Raw genomic sequence first — 16,319 nt, forward strand, 5'->3', positions numbered from 1 at the left:
ATGCTGACCCACTTGCGCAGCAGATAGGCCTGCTCGTTGTTGTGCTTGGAGGAGCCCACGATGAACACCGAATCGGGGCCGCTCTGCTTCTTGAGCTCGAGCATCTTGGCGCTGATTTCGTCGAGCGCCTGGTCCCAGCCGATGCGCACGTACTTGCCACCCACCAACTTCATCGGGTACTTGAGGCGGTACTCGCCGTGGCCGTGCTCGCGCAGCGCAGCGCCCTTGGCGCAGTGCGCGCCAAGATTGATGGGCGAGTCGAACACCGGTTCCTGGCGCACCCAGACGCCGTTTTCCACCACCGCGTCGACCGCGCAGCCCACCGAACAGTGGCCGCACACGGTGCGCTTGACCTCGACCTTGCCGGCCTGTCCCTCGGTCTTGGGCGCGTCGGCGGCCCGGGCTTTCCTGACCAGCGTCAGCTGGCCGGCCGCCAGGCCGGCACCGACGCCCAGGCCCGAGCGGCGCAGGAACGAGCGCCGGTCCATGGTCGGAATGACGCGCGAAACGCCGCGCGACAAACTCGACACCAGGTAAGAAACGGGCGAGCCGAGGCCCGCATCAGGCGACTTGCGCGTGAGCAACATACGGCCTCCGGGGCTCAGACTTTGGTGGTTTGGTAGTAGCGCTGGACATGCGCGGTGAGCCGGTAGCCGGCCGCGCCCTGCGGCTTGGCCGCGCCGCCGGTGGCGCCCGCCGTGTCGGCGGCCGCTGCGTTGACACCGGCCAGTTTGCTCGCCACGAGGGCGGCCGCACCGGCAATGCCGGCGCCGATCAACAGGCCGCGACGCGGCACGGCCGGCGCGGCAGGGGATTTGGCGGATTTCATCGGGGGACCTCCAACGACGGGCAACAAAACGTTTGCACTACCTTGCATATCTCTTAATTCAAGCTCGCACTTGGCAGCTCGTCAATGGGGGATGCACTGCAGTCGCGGCGCAGCGCGGAAACTGGTGAGGCAGCACGTGACACGCTAGCCGTCCAGCAGATCGAACGCCTGCTGCTCGACGGCAAAGAAATCGCGCGCAAACAAGGCGACGGTGCGATAGAAATCAGCCTGCGGGTGAGCGGCGACCTGCTCGCACAAGCGCGAGACCCAGTCACCAAGGTGCGCGGCATGAAAACGCTGCTGCGCCACCAGCGAACCGAGCACCGGGTCGTCGCCGGCAATCAGGTAGCGCATCACCTCGCACAGGCTGGCCAGGTGGTCCTCGGTCTCGCCATGACCGTCGGCACGCTCGAGACCGAGCGCGCGCAGGTCGTGGCGCAACTGCACCAGCGGCTTGTCGTTGACCGTACCGGCCAGGTGAAAGGAGCCATAGAGAAAAATCTCCGGCTTGCCTATGCCCTGGAACAGCGCGTCGTACTCGCTGGCCACCGCCTCCCGCGACAGGCGCCGTGCGCTCGCGACGAGTTCGCCGAATGACGCTTCGAGCAGGCCGCCGCGCGTCGGCGCCTCGGTCGGCGCGACGCGCAGTTGCTCGTAGAACTCCGGCGCGGGCGCCACCATGAAGAGCTGCGCCAGCAGGCCGTAGATCTCGGCACGGGCCAGTTCCTCGCGGTCGTCGGGCGGGCTGCTGAACTGCAGGGGCTGGGGCTTCATGGACGAGTTTCCCGTGCGGTCATTCAGAGATCGGTGATCCGCACTTCATTCGGGTTGGTGTGGAGGTCGATGACGCGGCAGTCGCCGCACATCTTGAGCCGCTCGAGCGCCGCGCCCTGAAACATGGAGTGACCGACCAGCTTGCCGAGCATGACTTCGATCGCCTTTTGCGTGCCGAAGGGCTTGCCACACTTGACGCAGGCCCAGGGCTGCATCTCGTGCAACACGCGTGGAAGCTTGCGCGCCTTGCCGGTGTCGGCCAGCCACAGGCGCGGCTCGAGCGCGAGGGCGTTTTCCGGACAGGTCACGACGCACAGGCCGCATTGCACGCAGTTCTTCTCGGTGAACTTGAGCTGCGGTCGCTCGGGGTTGTCGCCCAGCGCACTTTCGGGACAGGCGCCGACGCAGCTCAGGCACATCGTGCAGCGCGACGTATCGATGGCCAGGCTGCCGAACGGCGACGCGGCCGGCAATGCGATCACCTCGCCAGCCGGCCGCAAGGGCGCCTCTGCCAGCAGGTGGTCGATCGCCAGCTCGAGCGTGGCGCGCTTGTCGGCCTGCACCGCAAAGCCGGCCGCATGCGCCACCACCTGGGCCGGCGCCGCGAGCGCCGGGTCGCGCAAGGCGGCGTCGAGCGCGGCCACGTCGCGCGCTTCGATGAGCCGCAGGTGCTGGCCGGCATAACCCAGTCCGGTGAGGATCGCCTGGCCGACCGCCAGCTGGGCCGCGACCGCCTCGCGGTAGGCCGGTGCTTCCTCGTCGGTCATCAGCACCCACACCTGCGAGGCGCCGTGCGCAATCGCCGCGAGCCACAGATCGAGCCCCACCGAGGCGGTGTGCCACAAGTCCACCGGCAGCACCCGCGCCGGCACGCCACGCACCGATTTGTCAATGCGCGCGGCACGCCCGAGCGCGTCGATCAGCTGCGCGCCGGCGCCCTGGCTGTGCAGCAGCAATGCGGCCTCTCCCGCCGACTTCGGGCCGCCGGCCTTGCGGTAGGTGGAGAGCAAGGTGCGCAGGCGCTGGCCCTGGTGAGCGGGCGTGGGTGTCGCATAGGTCAGCGCGCCGCTCGGGCAGACCGTGGTGCAGGCGCCGCAGCCCACGCACAGGTTGGGGTTGACGGCAATGCCGCCCTTGTCGGGCCCGTTCTCGGTGCGCCGGCTGGTGATGGCCTGGGCGGAGCAGACGTCGATGCACGCGGTGCAGCCTTCGCGCTCGTTGCGGCTGTGGGCACAGAGCTTGTGCTTGTAGTTGAAGAACTTGGGCTTCTCGAACTCGCCCACCAGCTCGCGCAGCTTCAGCACCGCCTCGATCACCTGCGCCGGGTTGGCCGCATGAAAATAGCCCTGCGGCGGTTGGTGCAATTCAAGGAGCGGCGAAGCGCCCAGGTCGAGCACGAGGTCGAAGCGCTCGCTCGTTTCGGTGGGGGCGCGCTCGAAGTCGATGGCACCGGCGGCGTCGCACGCCTTCACGCATTCGCGGTGGCTCTTGCAGCGCGCGAGATCGATCTGGTAGCTGAAGTCGATGGCGTTCTCGGGGCAGACCGCAATGCAGGCATTGCAGCGTGTACACAGGTCGAGGTCGATCGGGTTGGTCGACTCCCAGGCCACATCGAAGGCACCCAGCCAGCCCGTCAGGCGCGTCACCCGGCCGCTGTGCTGCGGCAGCATGCGCAGCTGCGCCAGCGTGCCGCCCACGGCGTCGAGCAGCAGCGACACGTCGAGCTTGTCGTGCAGCATCTGCGCGGCCTGCTGGGCGGCGTCGGCCGAGCCGATGATCAGACAGCGGCCCGCCGAGCGGTAGCTCACGCGCGGCACCGGGTCGGACTCGGGCAGTTGCGCGGCGGCGATCAGCGCGGCGATCTTGGGTGTGGCGCTCTTCGCGTCCTTCGACCAGCCGCCGGTTTCGCGGATGTTGACGAAGCGGATCGGCCGCTCCGCAACGCTCGGCGCACCCTCGGTCTCGGTGTTGAGGTCGAGAAACAGGCGCTGCTCCTGCGTGCAGGCGACGAGCAGGTCGTCGCCCGACTTGGCCGCGCGCTGGAATGCGCCGGCCTCGCGGCGGCACAGCAGCGTGTGGACGAACTCGAGGCCCTCAGACGCGCTCGGGCCGAGCGCCGTCTTCAGCGCCGGGCCGTCGAGCGGCATCGTCTGGTTGCAGTTGCAGATCAGGGTCTTCATCGGAGGCATGGGGCACGGCTTCGGCCATGGCGGCCGGGTCTGCGTCCTGGGCTGGGGCTTCAAGGGACAGGGGGGCGGCGGCCTGCTCGAGAGCGGCCGCCTGTTCCACTTCCTCGTCGTCGAACAGACCGAGGAACTTGGACTGGTTCATCTGCCGCAGCATCGCCGCGGGGATGGGTTCGAAGATGCTGTAGTCGTCGATGTAGGTGTCCAGGCCGTCCATCACGTTGAAGTGCGGGTCGGCGAAGAGCTTCTTCAGGGCCGCGCGCTTGACGGTTTCGTCGACGCCACGCGCGACGAAGCGCGAAACCTCGTCGCCCGGCGCCAGTGCAGCGACATCGTCGAGCGTGGGCAGCGGCACCGCAGCCGGCTCGGCGGGCACATCGCCGTGCTCGGGCAGGGTCTCGATTGCGGCCGGCACGGCGGCGGGCAAGGTCGCGCCGGCAGCCCGGGGGCTCGCCGGCACCGCGACGGGCAAGGGTGCCGCCTCGGCGGGCACAAGGGCCTCGGCGCCGCCTTGCTGCTTGCGCCGCGACCAGCGCGAGAAGAAGTTCTCCTCGCTCATCGCCGGTCCTGGGGTCGCTGGAAGGAGGCCGGGCGCTTGCGCTCTTTGGGCTCGGGCCGGTAATGCTCGTCGGTCCAAGCCTGCAGCCAGGCAGCGATGTCGGCGGGCAGCGGCACGTTGTCGATACGCTCCTGCGCGTCGAGCCAGCGCCCTGCCTCGGTGTAGGAGACGCTCACGATCACCGGCGCGGCCCGCGACGGATCTTCATCGTCGATGCGCCACATGACAAACCACACCGGAGCGCCCGACGTGAGGTTGAGGTGGTAGCCCTCGCATTCGTCGCGAAACAGCTCCAGGCGAAAGCCCGGATGGAGCCAGCGCGCGAACTTGCCGTCGTCGCGCAGCAGGCGCGGTTCGCTGCCGTAGGCAGCCTCATGGAGCAGCACCTCGGTGATGCGAAAGCGCCAGTCCTGCCAGCGGTTGGGCCGGGCTTCGCGCTCGATGACCACCGCGACTTCCAGCGCCGGGCGATCGACGGTGCTCATGGGCGCACCCTTCGCGCTGCGCGCGGTCCCGCCGAGCGGGAGCATTCGCGGGAGGGCACGACAGGGCCCCTTCGTGACCCTTGGCGACCCGGCGCGCTCATGTCACGGCCTCAGGTGTTCTTGGAGATCGAGATGGTCGGGAACTTGGCCGAGTAGTCCTTGGCCTTCTCGGCGATCTTGACGGCGATCTTGCGCGCCACGGTCTTGTAGATGCCGGCGATCTCGCCGTCCGGGTCGCTCACCACCGTGGGCCGGCCGGCGTCGGCCTGTTCGCGGATCGACATCGACAGCGGCAGGCCGCCCAGATAGTCGACGCCGTACTCGGTGCTCATCCTCTGGCCGCCGTCGGCGCCGAAGATGTGCTCGGTGTGGCCGCAGTTCGAGCACACGTGAACGGCCATGTTCTCGACCACGCCGAGGATCGGCACGCCGACCTTCTCGAACATCTTCAGGCCCTTTTTCGCGTCGAGCAGGGCGATGTCTTGCGGCGTCGTGACGATCACCGCGCCGGTCAGCGGCACGCGCTGGGACAGCGTGAGCTGGATGTCGCCGGTGCCGGGCGGCATGTCGACGATGAGGTAGTCGAGTGCGCGCCAGTTGGTCTGCTTGAGCATCTGCTCGAGCGCCTGGGTGGCCATCGGGCCGCGCCAGATCATCGGGCTGTCGGCCTCGACCAGGAAGCCGATCGACATGACCTGCACGCCGTAGTTTTCCATCGGCTCCATGCTCTGGCCGTCGGCGCTTTCCGGGCGGCCTTCGATGCCCAGCATCATCGGCTGGCTGGGGCCGTAGATGTCGGCGTCGAGGATGCCGACCGAGGCGCCTTCGGCGGCCAGCGCGAGCGCCAGGTTGACCGCCGTCGTGCTCTTGCCCACGCCGCCCTTGCCGGAGGCGACAGCGATGATGTTCTTCACGCCCGGCAGCAATTGCACGCCGCGTTGCACCGCATGCGAAACCACCTTGGTGGCGATGTTGACGCTGACGTTCTCGACCCCGCCCACGCTGCGCGCCGCGGCGATGAGCGCCTTGCGCAACAGCGCGATCTGGCTCTTGGCCGGATAGCCCAGCTCGATGTCGAAGGCCACGTCGCCGCCTTCGACGCGCAGGTTCTTGAGCTGTTTGCCGGACACGAAATCGCGGCCGGTGTTGGGATCGACGACGCGCTTGAGCGCGTCTAGAAGCGGGCCTTCTGACAGGGGCAGGGAGACGGACATGAAGGACCTATGCGTGCAGTGCGGGACAGCCTGAGAGTTTAGCGGAGCATGTGCTCACGGACCGCCCTCTCCCTCACGCCGGAGCCGCTCGCAGGGGCAGGGAAATCCAGAACGCCGCGCCCTCTCCCGGACGCGCCGCCGTCTCGAGGCCGACCGCCCCGCCCATGTGCTGCATCGCCGCGCGACAGATCGCCAGTCCCACGCCGCTGTCGCCGAGCCAGCCCCGCTCGGCGTCGCCGCGCAGCGCAAAGGGTTCGAACAGGCGCGCGGCACGCTCGGGCGGCACGCCGACGCCACTGTCGATGATGCGCACGCGCGCCTCGCCGTTGCCCGTGACGACAAAGATGCGCACCTCGGCGCCCGCAGGCGTTGCCGCCAGCGCGCTGGCCAGCAGGCGCGCCAGCACCAGGTCGATGTAGGACGAGTCGGCGCGCACCGTTACCCTGCCCGGGCCGGTTTGCGCGAGCAGGTTGACGCGCTTGCGCTCGGCCGTCGCCTCAGAGGCCTCGACCGCGGCGCGCACGCGCTCGGCCAGGTCGATCGCTTCGATGCGCAGTGGCGCCGTGCCGGTGCGCAGACGCTCGAACTCCTGCAGGTCGCTGACCAGCACTGCGGCTCGCTCGCCATGGTCGCGCGCCAGCCTCACCAGCCTTAGGGTCGCGGCATCGAGCGCACCCGCGTTGCCGCCCGTCAGCACCGCGAGCGAACTGCGAATGCCGGCCAGCGGCGCGCGCAACTCCTGGGTGAGCATGGAGACAAACTCGCGCTGCATGCGCTCGGTGCTTTCGGTCTCGCTCATGTCGCGGCAGACGCACACACCGATGCGATCTCCCTCCACACGCGTTTGCACCAGCGCCGTCTCGATCGGAAATTCGGCGCCTCCCGGGCGCACGCCCTGCATGCTGGCGCGCCGCGCAGTCCAGGGCAGCGGCGAGCTGCCATCCAGCTCGGCCTGGGGCCGCGTCACCGGCCAGTCCAGCTCGTCGATCAGCGCCGGGATCAGCAGCGCAATCGGATGGCCGCTGACGGCCTGGCGGGAGCGTCCGAACATCAACTCGCCGGCCGGGTTGAGCCACTGGACACGCCCGCTCGCGTCGAATGCGATCACCGCGTCGGGAATGTGCTCGAGCACCATGCGCAGGCGGCGCTGCGAATCCTGCAGCTGTTCCTGCGCGATGCCGCGCTCGGTCGACTCGCGGCGCAGCCGACGGTTCGAGTACGCCAGTTGGTTGGTGAAGTTATGCACCGTGAGCACCGCCACGATACCGAGCACCACCGAAGACAGCGTCACCAGCGCAAACAGCTTGCCGGCGCCTTGCTGCACCGACTCCACGTGCGTCTCGCGCCGCGCGCGCAACGCCACCTCGGCGCCGCGCAAGGTCTCGATCAGGCCAGAGATGCGCATGCGCGTGGGCTGCGCCACGCGCGCCAGCGACTGCACGTAGGCGCTGCCGAGCTTTTCTTGCGTGGCGCAGGCACGCTCGAGCGGCACGACGTAGAGCGCCTGCCATTCGACCAGCGCCGTGTTGAGCGCCAGCAGGCGTTCGTATTGTTCGCGGCTGCCGGCCAGCAGGCCGCGCAAGGCCGCCATCGAGCCGCGCCAGTCCATCGGCGCGAGCACGCTGTCGCCGATCGGCGTGCCGCCCATCGCACACAGCGCGCGTGAGCCGTCGGGCACCACTTCGCCGGTCAGAGCGGCGAGCGCCGACAGCACCTGTTCGCTGTGCAGCCGCTCGCGCTGCGCCACGAGCAGCTCGTCGTAGGCGCGCCAGCTGGAAAACAGCAGATAGAACAGGCACAAGGTCAGCGCGCCGAAGGCGAGCGGGAAGCGCCAGTGCCGATGCGCCGGGCCGGCCATTCAGTGGCCCGCAGCGACGCCGCAGCGCGCCGCCGAGCCGCGCAGGGCGGCGCAGTTGTCGTCATCGAATCGCAAAGCGCGGGCCATGTTCATGGTGGGTGTGCGTCGGGACGCGGGGCACGATTATCGAGGGGCGCCACCTACAATCCCGCGTGGCCTTGACCGAGGCCGAATGACACCGCCCCGACATGCCCCGCCAGCTGTTCGTCACCACCGCCCTGCCCTACGCCAACGGGCCGTTTCACATCGGCCACATCATGGAATACATCCAGGCCGACATCTGGGTGCGCTTCCAGCGCATGCAGGGGCACACCGTTCACTTCGTGGGTGCTGACGACGCGCACGGCGCGCCGATCATGATCGCGGCCGAGAAAGCCGGCAAGACGCCGCAGCAGTTCGTCGCCGACATCGCCGCGGGCCGCCAGCAATACCTCGACGGCTTTCACATCGGCTTCGATCACTGGCATTCGACCGACGAGCCCGAGAACCACGAACTCGCCAAGGACATCTACCGCGCATTGCGCAAGGCCGGCCTCGTCTTCATTCGGCCGATCGAGCAGTTTTTCGACCCGGTCAAGGCCATGTTCCTGCCCGACCGCTACATCCAGGGCGAATGCCCCAAGTGCGGCGCGAAGGACCAGTACGGCGACGCCTGCGAAGTGTGCGGCGCGGTCTATGCGCCCACCGAGCTGAAGCACCCCACCTCCACGCTCACCGGCGCCACGCCGGTCTTGAAGACCAGCGAGCACCACTTCTTTCAGCTCTCGTCTTCGCGCTGCATCGACTTCTTGAAGGAATGGACGCACGAGCCGGGGCGGCTGCAGCCCGAGGTGCTCAACAAGATCAAGGAATGGTTCACCGTCGACGAGCACGGCCACGGGGGCCTTGCCGACTGGGACATCTCGCGCGACGCGCCCTACTTCGGCATCGAGATCCCCGACGCGCCGGGCAAGTACTTCTACGTCTGGCTCGACGCGCCGATCGGCTACCTGGCCTCACTGAAGGCGTATTGCGTCAAGGCGGGCCTGGACTTCGACGCCCTGGTCGACCCTGCCGGGCCGACCGAGCAGGTTCACTTCATCGGCAAGGACATCACCTACTTCCACACCCTGTTCTGGCCGGCCATGCTGAAGTTCAGCGGCCGCAAGACGCCCGACCGCGTGTTCGTCCACGGCTTCATCACCGTCAGCGGCGAAAAGATGAGCAAGAGCCGCGGCACCGGCATCTCGCCGCTGCGCTACCTCGAGCTCGGCATGAATGCGCAATGGCTGCGCTATTACATCGCCGCCAAGTTGAACGGCAAGGTCGAGGACATCGACTTCAACCCGGACGACTTCATGGCGCGGGTCAACAGCGACCTCATCGGCAAGTACATCAACATCGCGAGCCGGGCGGCGGGGTTTATCGCCAAGCGCTTCGACGGCCGGCTGGCCAGCACGCTGGGCGCCGATGGCAGCGCGCTGCTCGAGACGCTGCAGGCGGCGCGCACCGACATCGCGCGGCTCTACGACGAACGCGAATACGGCAAGGCGCTGCGCGAAACCATGTCGCTGGCCGACCGGGTGAACGCCTACGTCGATGCCAACAAACCGTGGGAGCTCGCCAAGCAACCCGGCGAGCACGCGCGGCTGCAGGACGTTTGCAGCACCTGCGTCGAAGCCTTCCGCTTGCTCACCGTCTACTTGAAGCCGGTGTTGCCGGTGCTGGCGCAGCAGGTGGAGGCCTTTCTGAACATCGGGCCCCTGGTCTTTGACGACGCGTCGCGACGGCTCGGCGCGCACGCCATTGGCAACTACAGCCACTTGATGCAGCGCGTGGACACGAAGCAGCTTGATGCACTGTTCGAGCCGCCCTCACCCCAGCCCTCTTCCGTGCCGGGAGAGGGAGCCAACGGCGGCGCGGTGTCAGGGGGAGCCAGTGGCGCGGCGGGTGCGACGCCGGGCGGCGAGGCACTGGCGCCCGTCATCAACATCGGCGACTTCGCCAAGATCGACCTGCGCCTGGCGAAGATCGTCGATGCGGCGCTGGTCGACGGCAGCACCAAGCTGTTGCGTCTCACGCTCGACGTGGGCGAGGCCGAGCCGCGCACCGTTTTCAGCGGCATCCAGTCGGCTTTCAAACCCGCCGAGCTGATCGGTAAGTTCACCGTGATGGTGGCCAACCTCGCGCCGCGCAAAATGAAGTTCGGTCTGAGCGAAGGCATGGTGCTGGCCGCCTCGCATGCCGACGAGAAGTCGCATCCGGGCCTGTTCCTGCTCGAGCCCACGCCCGGCGCGGTGGCGGGTTTGCGCGTGCGCTAAATGGCAACGCGGGTCAGTCCGCCCAGAACGGCTTGACCTGGCGCAAACGCCCGAGCGCATCGGCGCAGTCGCGCAGCACCGTCGTGCGGTGCTCGGCCAGCCAGCCGATGGCGAACCAGGCGCGCGGCTCGTCGGCCACGAGCGCGCGGTAGGCGCGCTGGGCCACACCGAGATCGGCAAATTCGCCCAGCCGCTCCTGCGCCACGCTCAGCCGCTCCAGGTAACGCGCGACGGCGCGCTTGGGGAACAAGCCGGCGCTGAATTCGATGGCGTAGCGCAGGCGCTTGAGGCGCTTGCGCAGGCGGTGGCGGGCCGGGTCGTCGAGCGCGGCAAAGCGCTTGGCATCGCGCCGCATCTGCGCGTGCCAATGCTGCAGGCGTTCGCCGATGCCGGCCGACAGTGCCGGATCGGCAACGGTCGTGTTGTCGGGCACGTTGTCGGGCGCGTTATCGGGCACAGCGTCGCGCGCAAGGTCGGGTGCAGACACGCACGGCGCCATCGACGCGCCGATCAGGTCGAAGAAGACGAGGCCGTGCGTGGCCCGCTCGCGGTCGCTCCACGGCGGCACTTCGGGCAGCGCCGACAGTGAGAGCGGCGCTTCGCCGAGCGCCGCCAGCGCGGCGTCGATGTCGGCTTGCAGTCCCGCCGCGAGCGCGTCTTGATCGCGCTGCGTGCCCAGGGCGCGAAACAACGCTGCCACCGGCTCGCTCGGCATCATCGCGGCCAGGTGCGTCCAGGGTTCGAACAGCCGCTGACCCGAGCGCAGCCGGCGCAGGGCCACGCGCAGCTGGTGCAGCGCCTCGGGTGCGGCATGCCCGCCGGCCACTTCGCTCCAGTTGGGCAGGGCATGCGCCAAGGTGTTGCGCAACACGGCTTGCCAAGCCTCGCTTGCTTGCATGCCCTTGCGCAACTTCAGCGCCTGCGCCTTAACGGCCGGCACCGCAGAGTCGGCGGCAAGGCCGCGCGCGAGTCGGTCGCCGCGCTCGGCCTTGCTGCGCGTGTCGAGCCACAGGTCGTGGCGCACGGCCAAGCGGCGCGCCACTTCGGTGACGGCCAGCGGCGAGCCACCTTGCAGCTCGACCTCGAGCTCACACACCGGCCAGCGGCGCTCGACGGCATCGGCCGCGTTGGAAGAGGCATTGGCCGCGTCGACGACGCCCGCCGGCCGCGCGGCGATGAAACCGAGGTCGAGCGCCAGCTCGACGCAGCCGCGCCGCGCGCGCAAGACGCGAACGCGACGGCTGATGTCGGTGCGGTAGCGGGCCACCAGCGCACTCGCCCCGTCCGCGCCGAGCGCCGCGGCCAGCGCCTCACCGCCCGGCGTGCCGGCATGGCGCGCCACGTCGAGCTGCGGCGCTGCGCCGGGCGACGCCGCCACGACGACGTTGTGCTCGGCGCGCTCGATGTCGTGCGCTGCGCCGCCCTTGAGCGTCTGCACCCAGCGCCGGCCCTCCTTGCGCAGCCGTAGCGCCAGGCCGGCAGCCGCCAGGCGCCGATCGGGGGTGTCGAAGTAGAGACCCTGCATGCGCGTGCGGCGCGGGGCGTCGCCGAGTTCGCGCTCGACGCGTGCCGTGGCACCGCTGGGCAGCTGCAATTTGAGTTCGACTTCACTCATCGCCAAGATGATGTCACGCCACTTTGCGCAGGCCTTGCGCTTTGCTTTGCGAACGGCCGGGGCGCTGCGCGATACTGCCCCGCAACCGCCCACACGCCTGTCAAACATGAGCTTTCTCGACGACCTCAAGCAGCAGGCGAAGGCGCGCGAAGCGCAGCTGCGCGGCGACCTGGCGGTGATCGAGCGCCACTGCGCGCAGGTCGAAGAGGCCTGCCAGACGGTGTGGCGCTATCTCGACGACCTGGGCCGCCAACTCGAGGTGCTGCGTCCGACGGCCGCGGCGCGCTACATGATCGACCCGCGAGCCGTGCTCGAAGGGCTGGTCTTCACCGACTTCGTGGCCGACCTGCGCAAGAAGCGCGTGCGGCTGGGCCCGCTGGTGGAGCGCGATCTGGTCGAGCACATCGTGCTGTCGGCGCGGATGGTCTCCAACCAGAAGGTGCAGATTGCCAAGGACTTTCCGCCGGAGATCGAGCGGCTCGAGGCACGACTTGCGCAGGCGGGCATCCGCGCGCTGGGCGAGGCGCATCGCGACGCCGGGACCGGCCGCTTCATCGAGCAGCGCTACGCATTCACCGCCGACCTGACGGCCGGCGTGCGCGTGCTGCCGCTGCACGAAGAGGGCCGGCTGCAGTTCGTCATCCGCAACCTCGACGGTCTGGCCACCATCAAGGCCAGCTTCGCCGCGCAGGAGGTGACCATTGCACGCCTGGACGAGCTGGCCAAGTGGTGGGTCGGCCAGCCACAGCACTTTCTGGAAGGGGCTCAGGGTGTGCAGCGCATCGAGCCGGTCTGAGCCTCACGGGCTCGGAGTCGACCCCGCCTAAAATGCCTCGCTGCACTCTCCCCGCCCCGCCATGCCGCTGTTCTGGAAACCCTATCGCTCCGACATCACCGAGCTGATCGACGCGCTCAAGGCGCGCGACCCCCAGCTCGAGGAAAAACAGCGCCGCGGCCGTGCCCTGCTGTGGGACCGCCCGCTGGACCGCCAGGTGCAGGCCGACCAGCGCGACGCCGAGGTGCCGCAGCAGCCCTACGTTTACCAGACCAAGGTCTGAGCGGCACGTCGCCCTGCTGCGCCCTGCAACCGCGTCGTGCCCCGCTCGTTGCCCCGTTCCCTGTCGTGAGCCGCCCCGAGATCGCGGTCGCCGAGACCGACCGCAGAGCCAGGGCGGCCGGGTCGCCCGAGGTGGTGGACCAGATCGCGCTGGCGCGCCTCTACGGCGAGCCGCTGTTCGCGCTGCCCACCGACCTGTACATACCGCCCGACGCGCTGGAGGTTTTTCTCGAAACCTTCGAGGGGCCGCTGGACCTGCTGCTCTACCTGATCCGCCGGCAGAACTTCAACATCCTCGATATCCCGATGGCGGATGTGACGCGCCAGTACCTCGCCTACGTGGAGCAGATCAGGAAGCGCAACCTCGAACTGGCGGCCGAGTACTTGCTGATGGCAGCGATGCTCATCGAGATCAAGTCGCGCATGCTGCTGCCGCCCCGGCGCAGCGAAGAAGGCAAGGAAGCCGAAGACCCGCGCGCGGCCCTGGTGCGCCGCCTGCTCGAATACGAGCAGATGAAACTGGCCGCCGCACGGCTGGACCGCCTGCCGCAACTCGGGCGCGACTTCCTGCGCGGCCAGGTGCATATGGAACAGTCGCTCACGCCGAGCTACCCCGAGGTCGACGCGAGCGAGCTGCGCGACGCCTGGCTCGACATCCAGAAGCGCGCCAAGCTCACCCAACACCACACCATCCGCCGCGAGGAGCTGTCGGTGCGCGAGCACATGAGCCAGGTGCTCAGAAGGCTGCAGGGCCGGCGCTTCGCGATGTTCGAAGACCTGTTCGACGCCGATCGCGGCCCGCAGGTGATGGTGGTGACCTTCATCGCCATGCTCGAGCTGGCACGCGAACACTTGATCGAGATCACCCAGGCGGAGGCGTTCGCGCCGCTGTACGTGCGGCTGGCCTGGCAGCCGTCGTGAGCGGGCGGCGGGGGCAGGCCCGCGAGATCTTGGCCCTAGAATCCGCGCCCAGCCTGCCAACACGACCGCGATGAGCAGCCATTCCTCACCCGCCGACCAGAGCGCAAGCCGCAAGCCCATCACCTTGCACACGCTGCGCGAGATGCATGCGCGCGGCGAGAAGATCGCCATGATCACCGCCTACGACGCCAGCTTCGCCGCGCTGGCGGACGCAGCCGGCGTGGACTGCATCCTCGTGGGCGACTCGCTCGGCATGGTGCTCAAGGGCCAGCCGAGCACGCTGTCGGTGACGATGGAGCAGATCGGCTACCACACGCGCAGCACCTCGCGCGGCAACAAGACCGCCTTCCTCATCGCCGACATGCCCTTCGGCAGCTACCAAGAGAACCCGGTGCAGGCGCTGCGCAATGCCGGCACCTTGATGGCGGCCGGCGCGCAGATGGTCAAGCTCGAAGGCGGCGGCTGGACGCCCGAGACGGTGCATTTCCTGGTCGAGCGCGGCGTGCCGGTGTGCGCCCACCTCGGCCTCACGCCGCAGAGCGTGCATGCGCTCGGCGGCTACCGCATCCAGGGCAAGGACGAGGCGGGTGCCGCCACCTTGCGCCGCCACGCCAAGGCGCTGGCCGAGGCGGGTGCGGCGATGATGGTGTTGGAACTGATGCCTGCGGCCGTGGCGCGCGACGTGCAGGGCGACAACCCGGGCCTCATGACCATCGGCATCGGTGCCGGCGCCGGTACCGCCGGGCAGGTGCTGGTGCTGCACGACATGCTGGGCGTCACACGCGGCAAGCTGCCGCGCTTCGTGCGCAACTTCATGGCCGGCGCGGCGTCGATCGAGGACGCGGTTGCCACCTATGTGCAGGCCGTCAAGGACGGCAGCTTCCCCAACGACGCGCTGCACGGCTATTGACATGGTCGCGACGCTGCCTCGGTTCGCCGGCCCCTGCGGCATCGCTCGCCGCCCCTTGGGCGAGGGGGGAGAGAGCAAGATTTCCAAGGTGCGCTGCCTGCCGCGGGGGCGCTCGGCGCTCCTGGGGCGGCCCGGCGAGCGCTGAAGGTCTTCGCGATGCGCGTCGTCCGCACCATCGCCGAGCTGCGCCAGGCACTGGCCGGCGCCAAGCCCGCCGCCTTCGTGCCGACCATGGGCAACCTGCACGAGGGCCATCTCGCGCTGGCCAAGCTGGCGCGCGAGCAGGGCGGGCCGGTGGTGGCAAGCATCTTCGTCAACCGGCTGCAGTTCGCGCCGCACGAGGACTTCGAACGCTATCCGCGCACCTTGGAGCGCGACTGCGAACGGCTGCAAAGCGTCGGTTGCAACCTGGTGTTCGCGCCCGACGAGACCGCGCTCTACCCGGAGCCGCAGACCTTCAGGGTGGTGCCGCCGGCCGAGTTGGCCGACACGCTCGAGGGCGAGTTCCGGCCCGGCTTCTTCACCGGCGTGTGTACGGTGGTGATGAAGCTGTTCCAGTGCGTGCAGCCGCGGCTGGCCGTGTTTGGCAAGAAGGACTACCAGCAGCTGCTGGTGCTGCGCCGCATGGTGCGGCAGTTCGAGTTGCCGATCGACGTCGTCGCGGGCGAGACGGCGCGCGCCGACGACGGCCTGGCGCTGAGTTCTCGCAACGCCTACCTGAGCCAGGCCGAGCGCGCCGAAGCTCCGCGGCTCGCGTCGACATTGCGCGGCGTGCAGGCGCGGCTGAAGGACGGTGCGCGCGACGTGGCTGCCCTCGAAGCCCAAGCGCTGCAAAGCCTGCGCGAACGAAGCTGGGTGCCCGACTACGTCGCGGTGCGTCGGCGCTCCGACCTGCAGCCGCCGAGCGCCGAGCAAGTCGCCGTCGGTGAGCCGCTGGTGGTGCTCGCTGCGGCGAAACTCGGCAACACCCGGTTGATCGACAACCTGGAAATCTAGCGGCACGCGCACGGTCGATGCCAGCCCGCGCGGGTCAACTCTCACCCCTGGCAATGCAGCACTAAGGAGACGGATCATGAGCAAGCGTGATGTGGTGGTTCTGGGCGCGGCCCGGTCGGCGATCGGCACCTTTGGCGGTGCGCTCGCCGACATCGAGCCGGCCGAGCTGGCCGGCACGGTGATGAAGGAAGCGGTCAAGCGCTCCGGCGTCGACCCGAAGTCGATCAACTACGTGACCGTGGGCAACACCATTCCCACCGAAAGCCGCTTTGCCTACGTGGCGCGCGTGGCGGCCATCCAGGCCGGGTTGCCGATGGATTCGGTGGCGATGTCGGTCAACCGGCTGTGCTCGTCGGGCCTGCAGGGCATCGTGACGACGGCGCAAAACATCCTGCTCGGCGACTGCGACTACGGCGTGGGCGGTGGCGTGGAAGTGATGAGCCGCGGCGGCTACCTGTCGACCGCCATGCGCACCGGCGCGCGCATGGGCGACACCAAGCTCATCGACACCATGGTCGCCACCCTGACCGACCCGTTCGGCGTCGGCCACATGGGCATCACCGCCGAGAACCTGTGTACCAAGTGGGGCATCACGCGCGAGGAGCAGGACGCGCT

16 protein-coding genes are annotated in these 16,319 nt (G+C 68.9%); 7 read left to right on the top strand and 9 right to left on the bottom strand.

All coding sequences use genetic code 11. From position 1 onward, the window contains the following. From RMO12_RS07565 to RMO12_RS07600, 8 genes are all read right to left on the bottom strand, one after another. Positions 1-587, bottom strand: a 587-nt coding sequence (locus RMO12_RS07565; protein ID WP_309638820.1) for a molybdopterin-dependent oxidoreductase, incomplete at its 3' end; no start/stop codon positions are given. 14 nt (positions 588-601) lie between these two features. After that, entirely contained in the window at positions 602-829 is a 228-nt protein-coding gene (locus RMO12_RS07570; protein ID WP_309624395.1) for a formate dehydrogenase, read from the bottom strand. A 144-nt stretch (positions 830-973) separates the two neighbouring features. Further along, positions 974-1,603 (bottom strand): molecular chaperone TorD family protein, encoded by a 630-nt coding sequence (locus RMO12_RS07575; RefSeq protein WP_309638821.1) that lies wholly within the window; start codon positions 1,601-1,603, stop codon positions 974-976. A gap of 23 nt (positions 1,604-1,626) precedes the next feature. Then, on the bottom strand, positions 1,627-3,783 hold the full coding sequence (locus RMO12_RS07580; protein WP_309624996.1) for a 4Fe-4S dicluster domain-containing protein: 2,157 nt from the start codon (positions 3,781-3,783) through the stop codon (positions 1,627-1,629). Further along, entirely contained in the window at positions 3,698-4,348 is a 651-nt protein-coding gene (locus RMO12_RS07585; RefSeq protein WP_309638822.1) for a DUF3306 domain-containing protein, read from the bottom strand. The genes RMO12_RS07580 and RMO12_RS07585 overlap by 86 nt, the downstream gene beginning before the upstream one ends. Further along, a complete protein-coding gene (locus RMO12_RS07590) occupies positions 4,345-4,833 on the bottom strand; it encodes a DUF3305 domain-containing protein (RefSeq protein ID WP_309638823.1) in 489 nt (162 codons plus the stop codon). The genes RMO12_RS07585 and RMO12_RS07590 overlap by 4 nt, the downstream gene beginning before the upstream one ends. Positions 4,834-4,943: 110 nt before the next feature. Continuing rightward, positions 4,944-6,047 carry an iron-sulfur cluster carrier protein ApbC gene (apbC, locus tag RMO12_RS07595; RefSeq protein ID WP_309624999.1) on the bottom strand — a complete coding sequence of 368 codons (1,104 nt, stop codon included), beginning with the start codon at positions 6,045-6,047 and terminating at the stop codon, positions 4,944-4,946. A gap of 73 nt (positions 6,048-6,120) precedes the next feature. Then, positions 6,121-7,905, bottom strand: a complete 1,785-nt coding sequence (locus RMO12_RS07600; protein WP_309638824.1) for an ATP-binding protein — start codon at positions 7,903-7,905, stop codon at positions 6,121-6,123. 188 nt (positions 7,906-8,093) lie between these two features. On the opposite strand from RMO12_RS07600, the gene metG reads away from it, so the two are divergent. Beyond that, positions 8,094-10,205 (top strand): methionine--tRNA ligase, encoded by a 2,112-nt coding sequence (gene metG / locus RMO12_RS07605; RefSeq protein WP_309638825.1) that lies wholly within the window; start codon positions 8,094-8,096, stop codon positions 10,203-10,205. 13 nt (positions 10,206-10,218) lie between these two features. On the opposite strand, the gene RMO12_RS07610 is transcribed toward metG, so the two are convergent. After that, positions 10,219-11,820, bottom strand: coding sequence for a CHAD domain-containing protein (locus RMO12_RS07610; RefSeq protein ID WP_309638826.1), 1,602 nt, complete (start codon positions 11,818-11,820; stop codon positions 10,219-10,221). A gap of 106 nt (positions 11,821-11,926) precedes the next feature. On the opposite strand from RMO12_RS07610, the gene RMO12_RS07615 reads away from it, so the two are divergent. The 6 genes from RMO12_RS07615 to RMO12_RS07640 form a co-directional block, all read left to right on the top strand. Then, positions 11,927-12,616 carry a hypothetical protein gene (locus RMO12_RS07615; protein ID WP_309624925.1) on the top strand — a complete coding sequence of 230 codons (690 nt, stop codon included), beginning with the start codon at positions 11,927-11,929 and terminating at the stop codon, positions 12,614-12,616. A gap of 61 nt (positions 12,617-12,677) precedes the next feature. After that, positions 12,678-12,878 carry a DUF3460 family protein gene (locus RMO12_RS07620; RefSeq protein WP_309624924.1) on the top strand — a complete coding sequence of 67 codons (201 nt, stop codon included), beginning with the start codon at positions 12,678-12,680 and terminating at the stop codon, positions 12,876-12,878. Positions 12,879-12,958: 80 nt separating this feature from the next. Next, positions 12,959-13,798 carry a ScpA family protein gene (locus RMO12_RS07625; protein ID WP_309638829.1) on the top strand — a complete coding sequence of 280 codons (840 nt, stop codon included), beginning with the start codon at positions 12,959-12,961 and terminating at the stop codon, positions 13,796-13,798. Between the two features lie 70 nt (positions 13,799-13,868). Beyond that, the gene (panB, locus tag RMO12_RS07630) at positions 13,869-14,708 is read left to right on the top strand and encodes a 3-methyl-2-oxobutanoate hydroxymethyltransferase (RefSeq protein WP_309624923.1); all 840 of its coding nucleotides are present in this window, start codon (positions 13,869-13,871) and stop codon (positions 14,706-14,708) included. A gap of 156 nt (positions 14,709-14,864) precedes the next feature. Beyond that, on the top strand, positions 14,865-15,704 hold the full coding sequence (gene panC, locus RMO12_RS07635) for a pantoate--beta-alanine ligase (protein ID WP_309638827.1): 840 nt from the start codon (positions 14,865-14,867) through the stop codon (positions 15,702-15,704). A 76-nt stretch (positions 15,705-15,780) separates the two neighbouring features. Further along, positions 15,781-16,319: beta-ketoacyl synthase N-terminal-like domain-containing protein (locus RMO12_RS07640; protein WP_309638828.1), on the top strand; the 539-nt coding region annotated here is incomplete at its 3' end.

Origin of the sequence: Methylibium sp. (assembly GCF_031393925.1) — a bacterium.
In the GTDB taxonomy this organism is placed as follows: Bacteria; Pseudomonadota; Gammaproteobacteria; order Burkholderiales; family Burkholderiaceae_C; genus Methylibium.

Coding starts and splice junctions, on each gene's coding strand:
- RMO12_RS07570 (WP_309624395.1), bottom strand. CDS start 829: ATGAAATCCGCCAAATCCCCTGCCGCGCCGGCCGTGCCGCGTCGCGGC.
- RMO12_RS07575 (WP_309638821.1), bottom strand. CDS start 1,603: ATGAAGCCCCAGCCCCTGCAGTTCAGCAGCCCGCCCGACGACCGCGAG.
- RMO12_RS07580 (WP_309624996.1), bottom strand. CDS start 3,783: ATGAAGACCCTGATCTGCAACTGCAACCAGACGATGCCGCTCGACGGC.
- RMO12_RS07585 (WP_309638822.1), bottom strand. CDS start 4,348: ATGAGCGAGGAGAACTTCTTCTCGCGCTGGTCGCGGCGCAAGCAGCAA.
- RMO12_RS07590 (WP_309638823.1), bottom strand. CDS start 4,833: ATGAGCACCGTCGATCGCCCGGCGCTGGAAGTCGCGGTGGTCATCGAG.
- apbC (WP_309624999.1), bottom strand. CDS start 6,047: ATGTCCGTCTCCCTGCCCCTGTCAGAAGGCCCGCTTCTAGACGCGCTC.
- RMO12_RS07600 (WP_309638824.1), bottom strand. CDS start 7,905: ATGGCCGGCCCGGCGCATCGGCACTGGCGCTTCCCGCTCGCCTTCGGC.
- metG (WP_309638825.1), top strand. CDS start 8,094: ATGCCCCGCCAGCTGTTCGTCACCACCGCCCTGCCCTACGCCAACGGG.
- RMO12_RS07610 (WP_309638826.1), bottom strand. CDS start 11,820: ATGAGTGAAGTCGAACTCAAATTGCAGCTGCCCAGCGGTGCCACGGCA.
- RMO12_RS07615 (WP_309624925.1), top strand. CDS start 11,927: ATGAGCTTTCTCGACGACCTCAAGCAGCAGGCGAAGGCGCGCGAAGCG.
- RMO12_RS07620 (WP_309624924.1), top strand. CDS start 12,678: ATGCCGCTGTTCTGGAAACCCTATCGCTCCGACATCACCGAGCTGATC.
- panB (WP_309624923.1), top strand. CDS start 13,869: ATGAGCAGCCATTCCTCACCCGCCGACCAGAGCGCAAGCCGCAAGCCC.
- panC (WP_309638827.1), top strand. CDS start 14,865: ATGCGCGTCGTCCGCACCATCGCCGAGCTGCGCCAGGCACTGGCCGGC.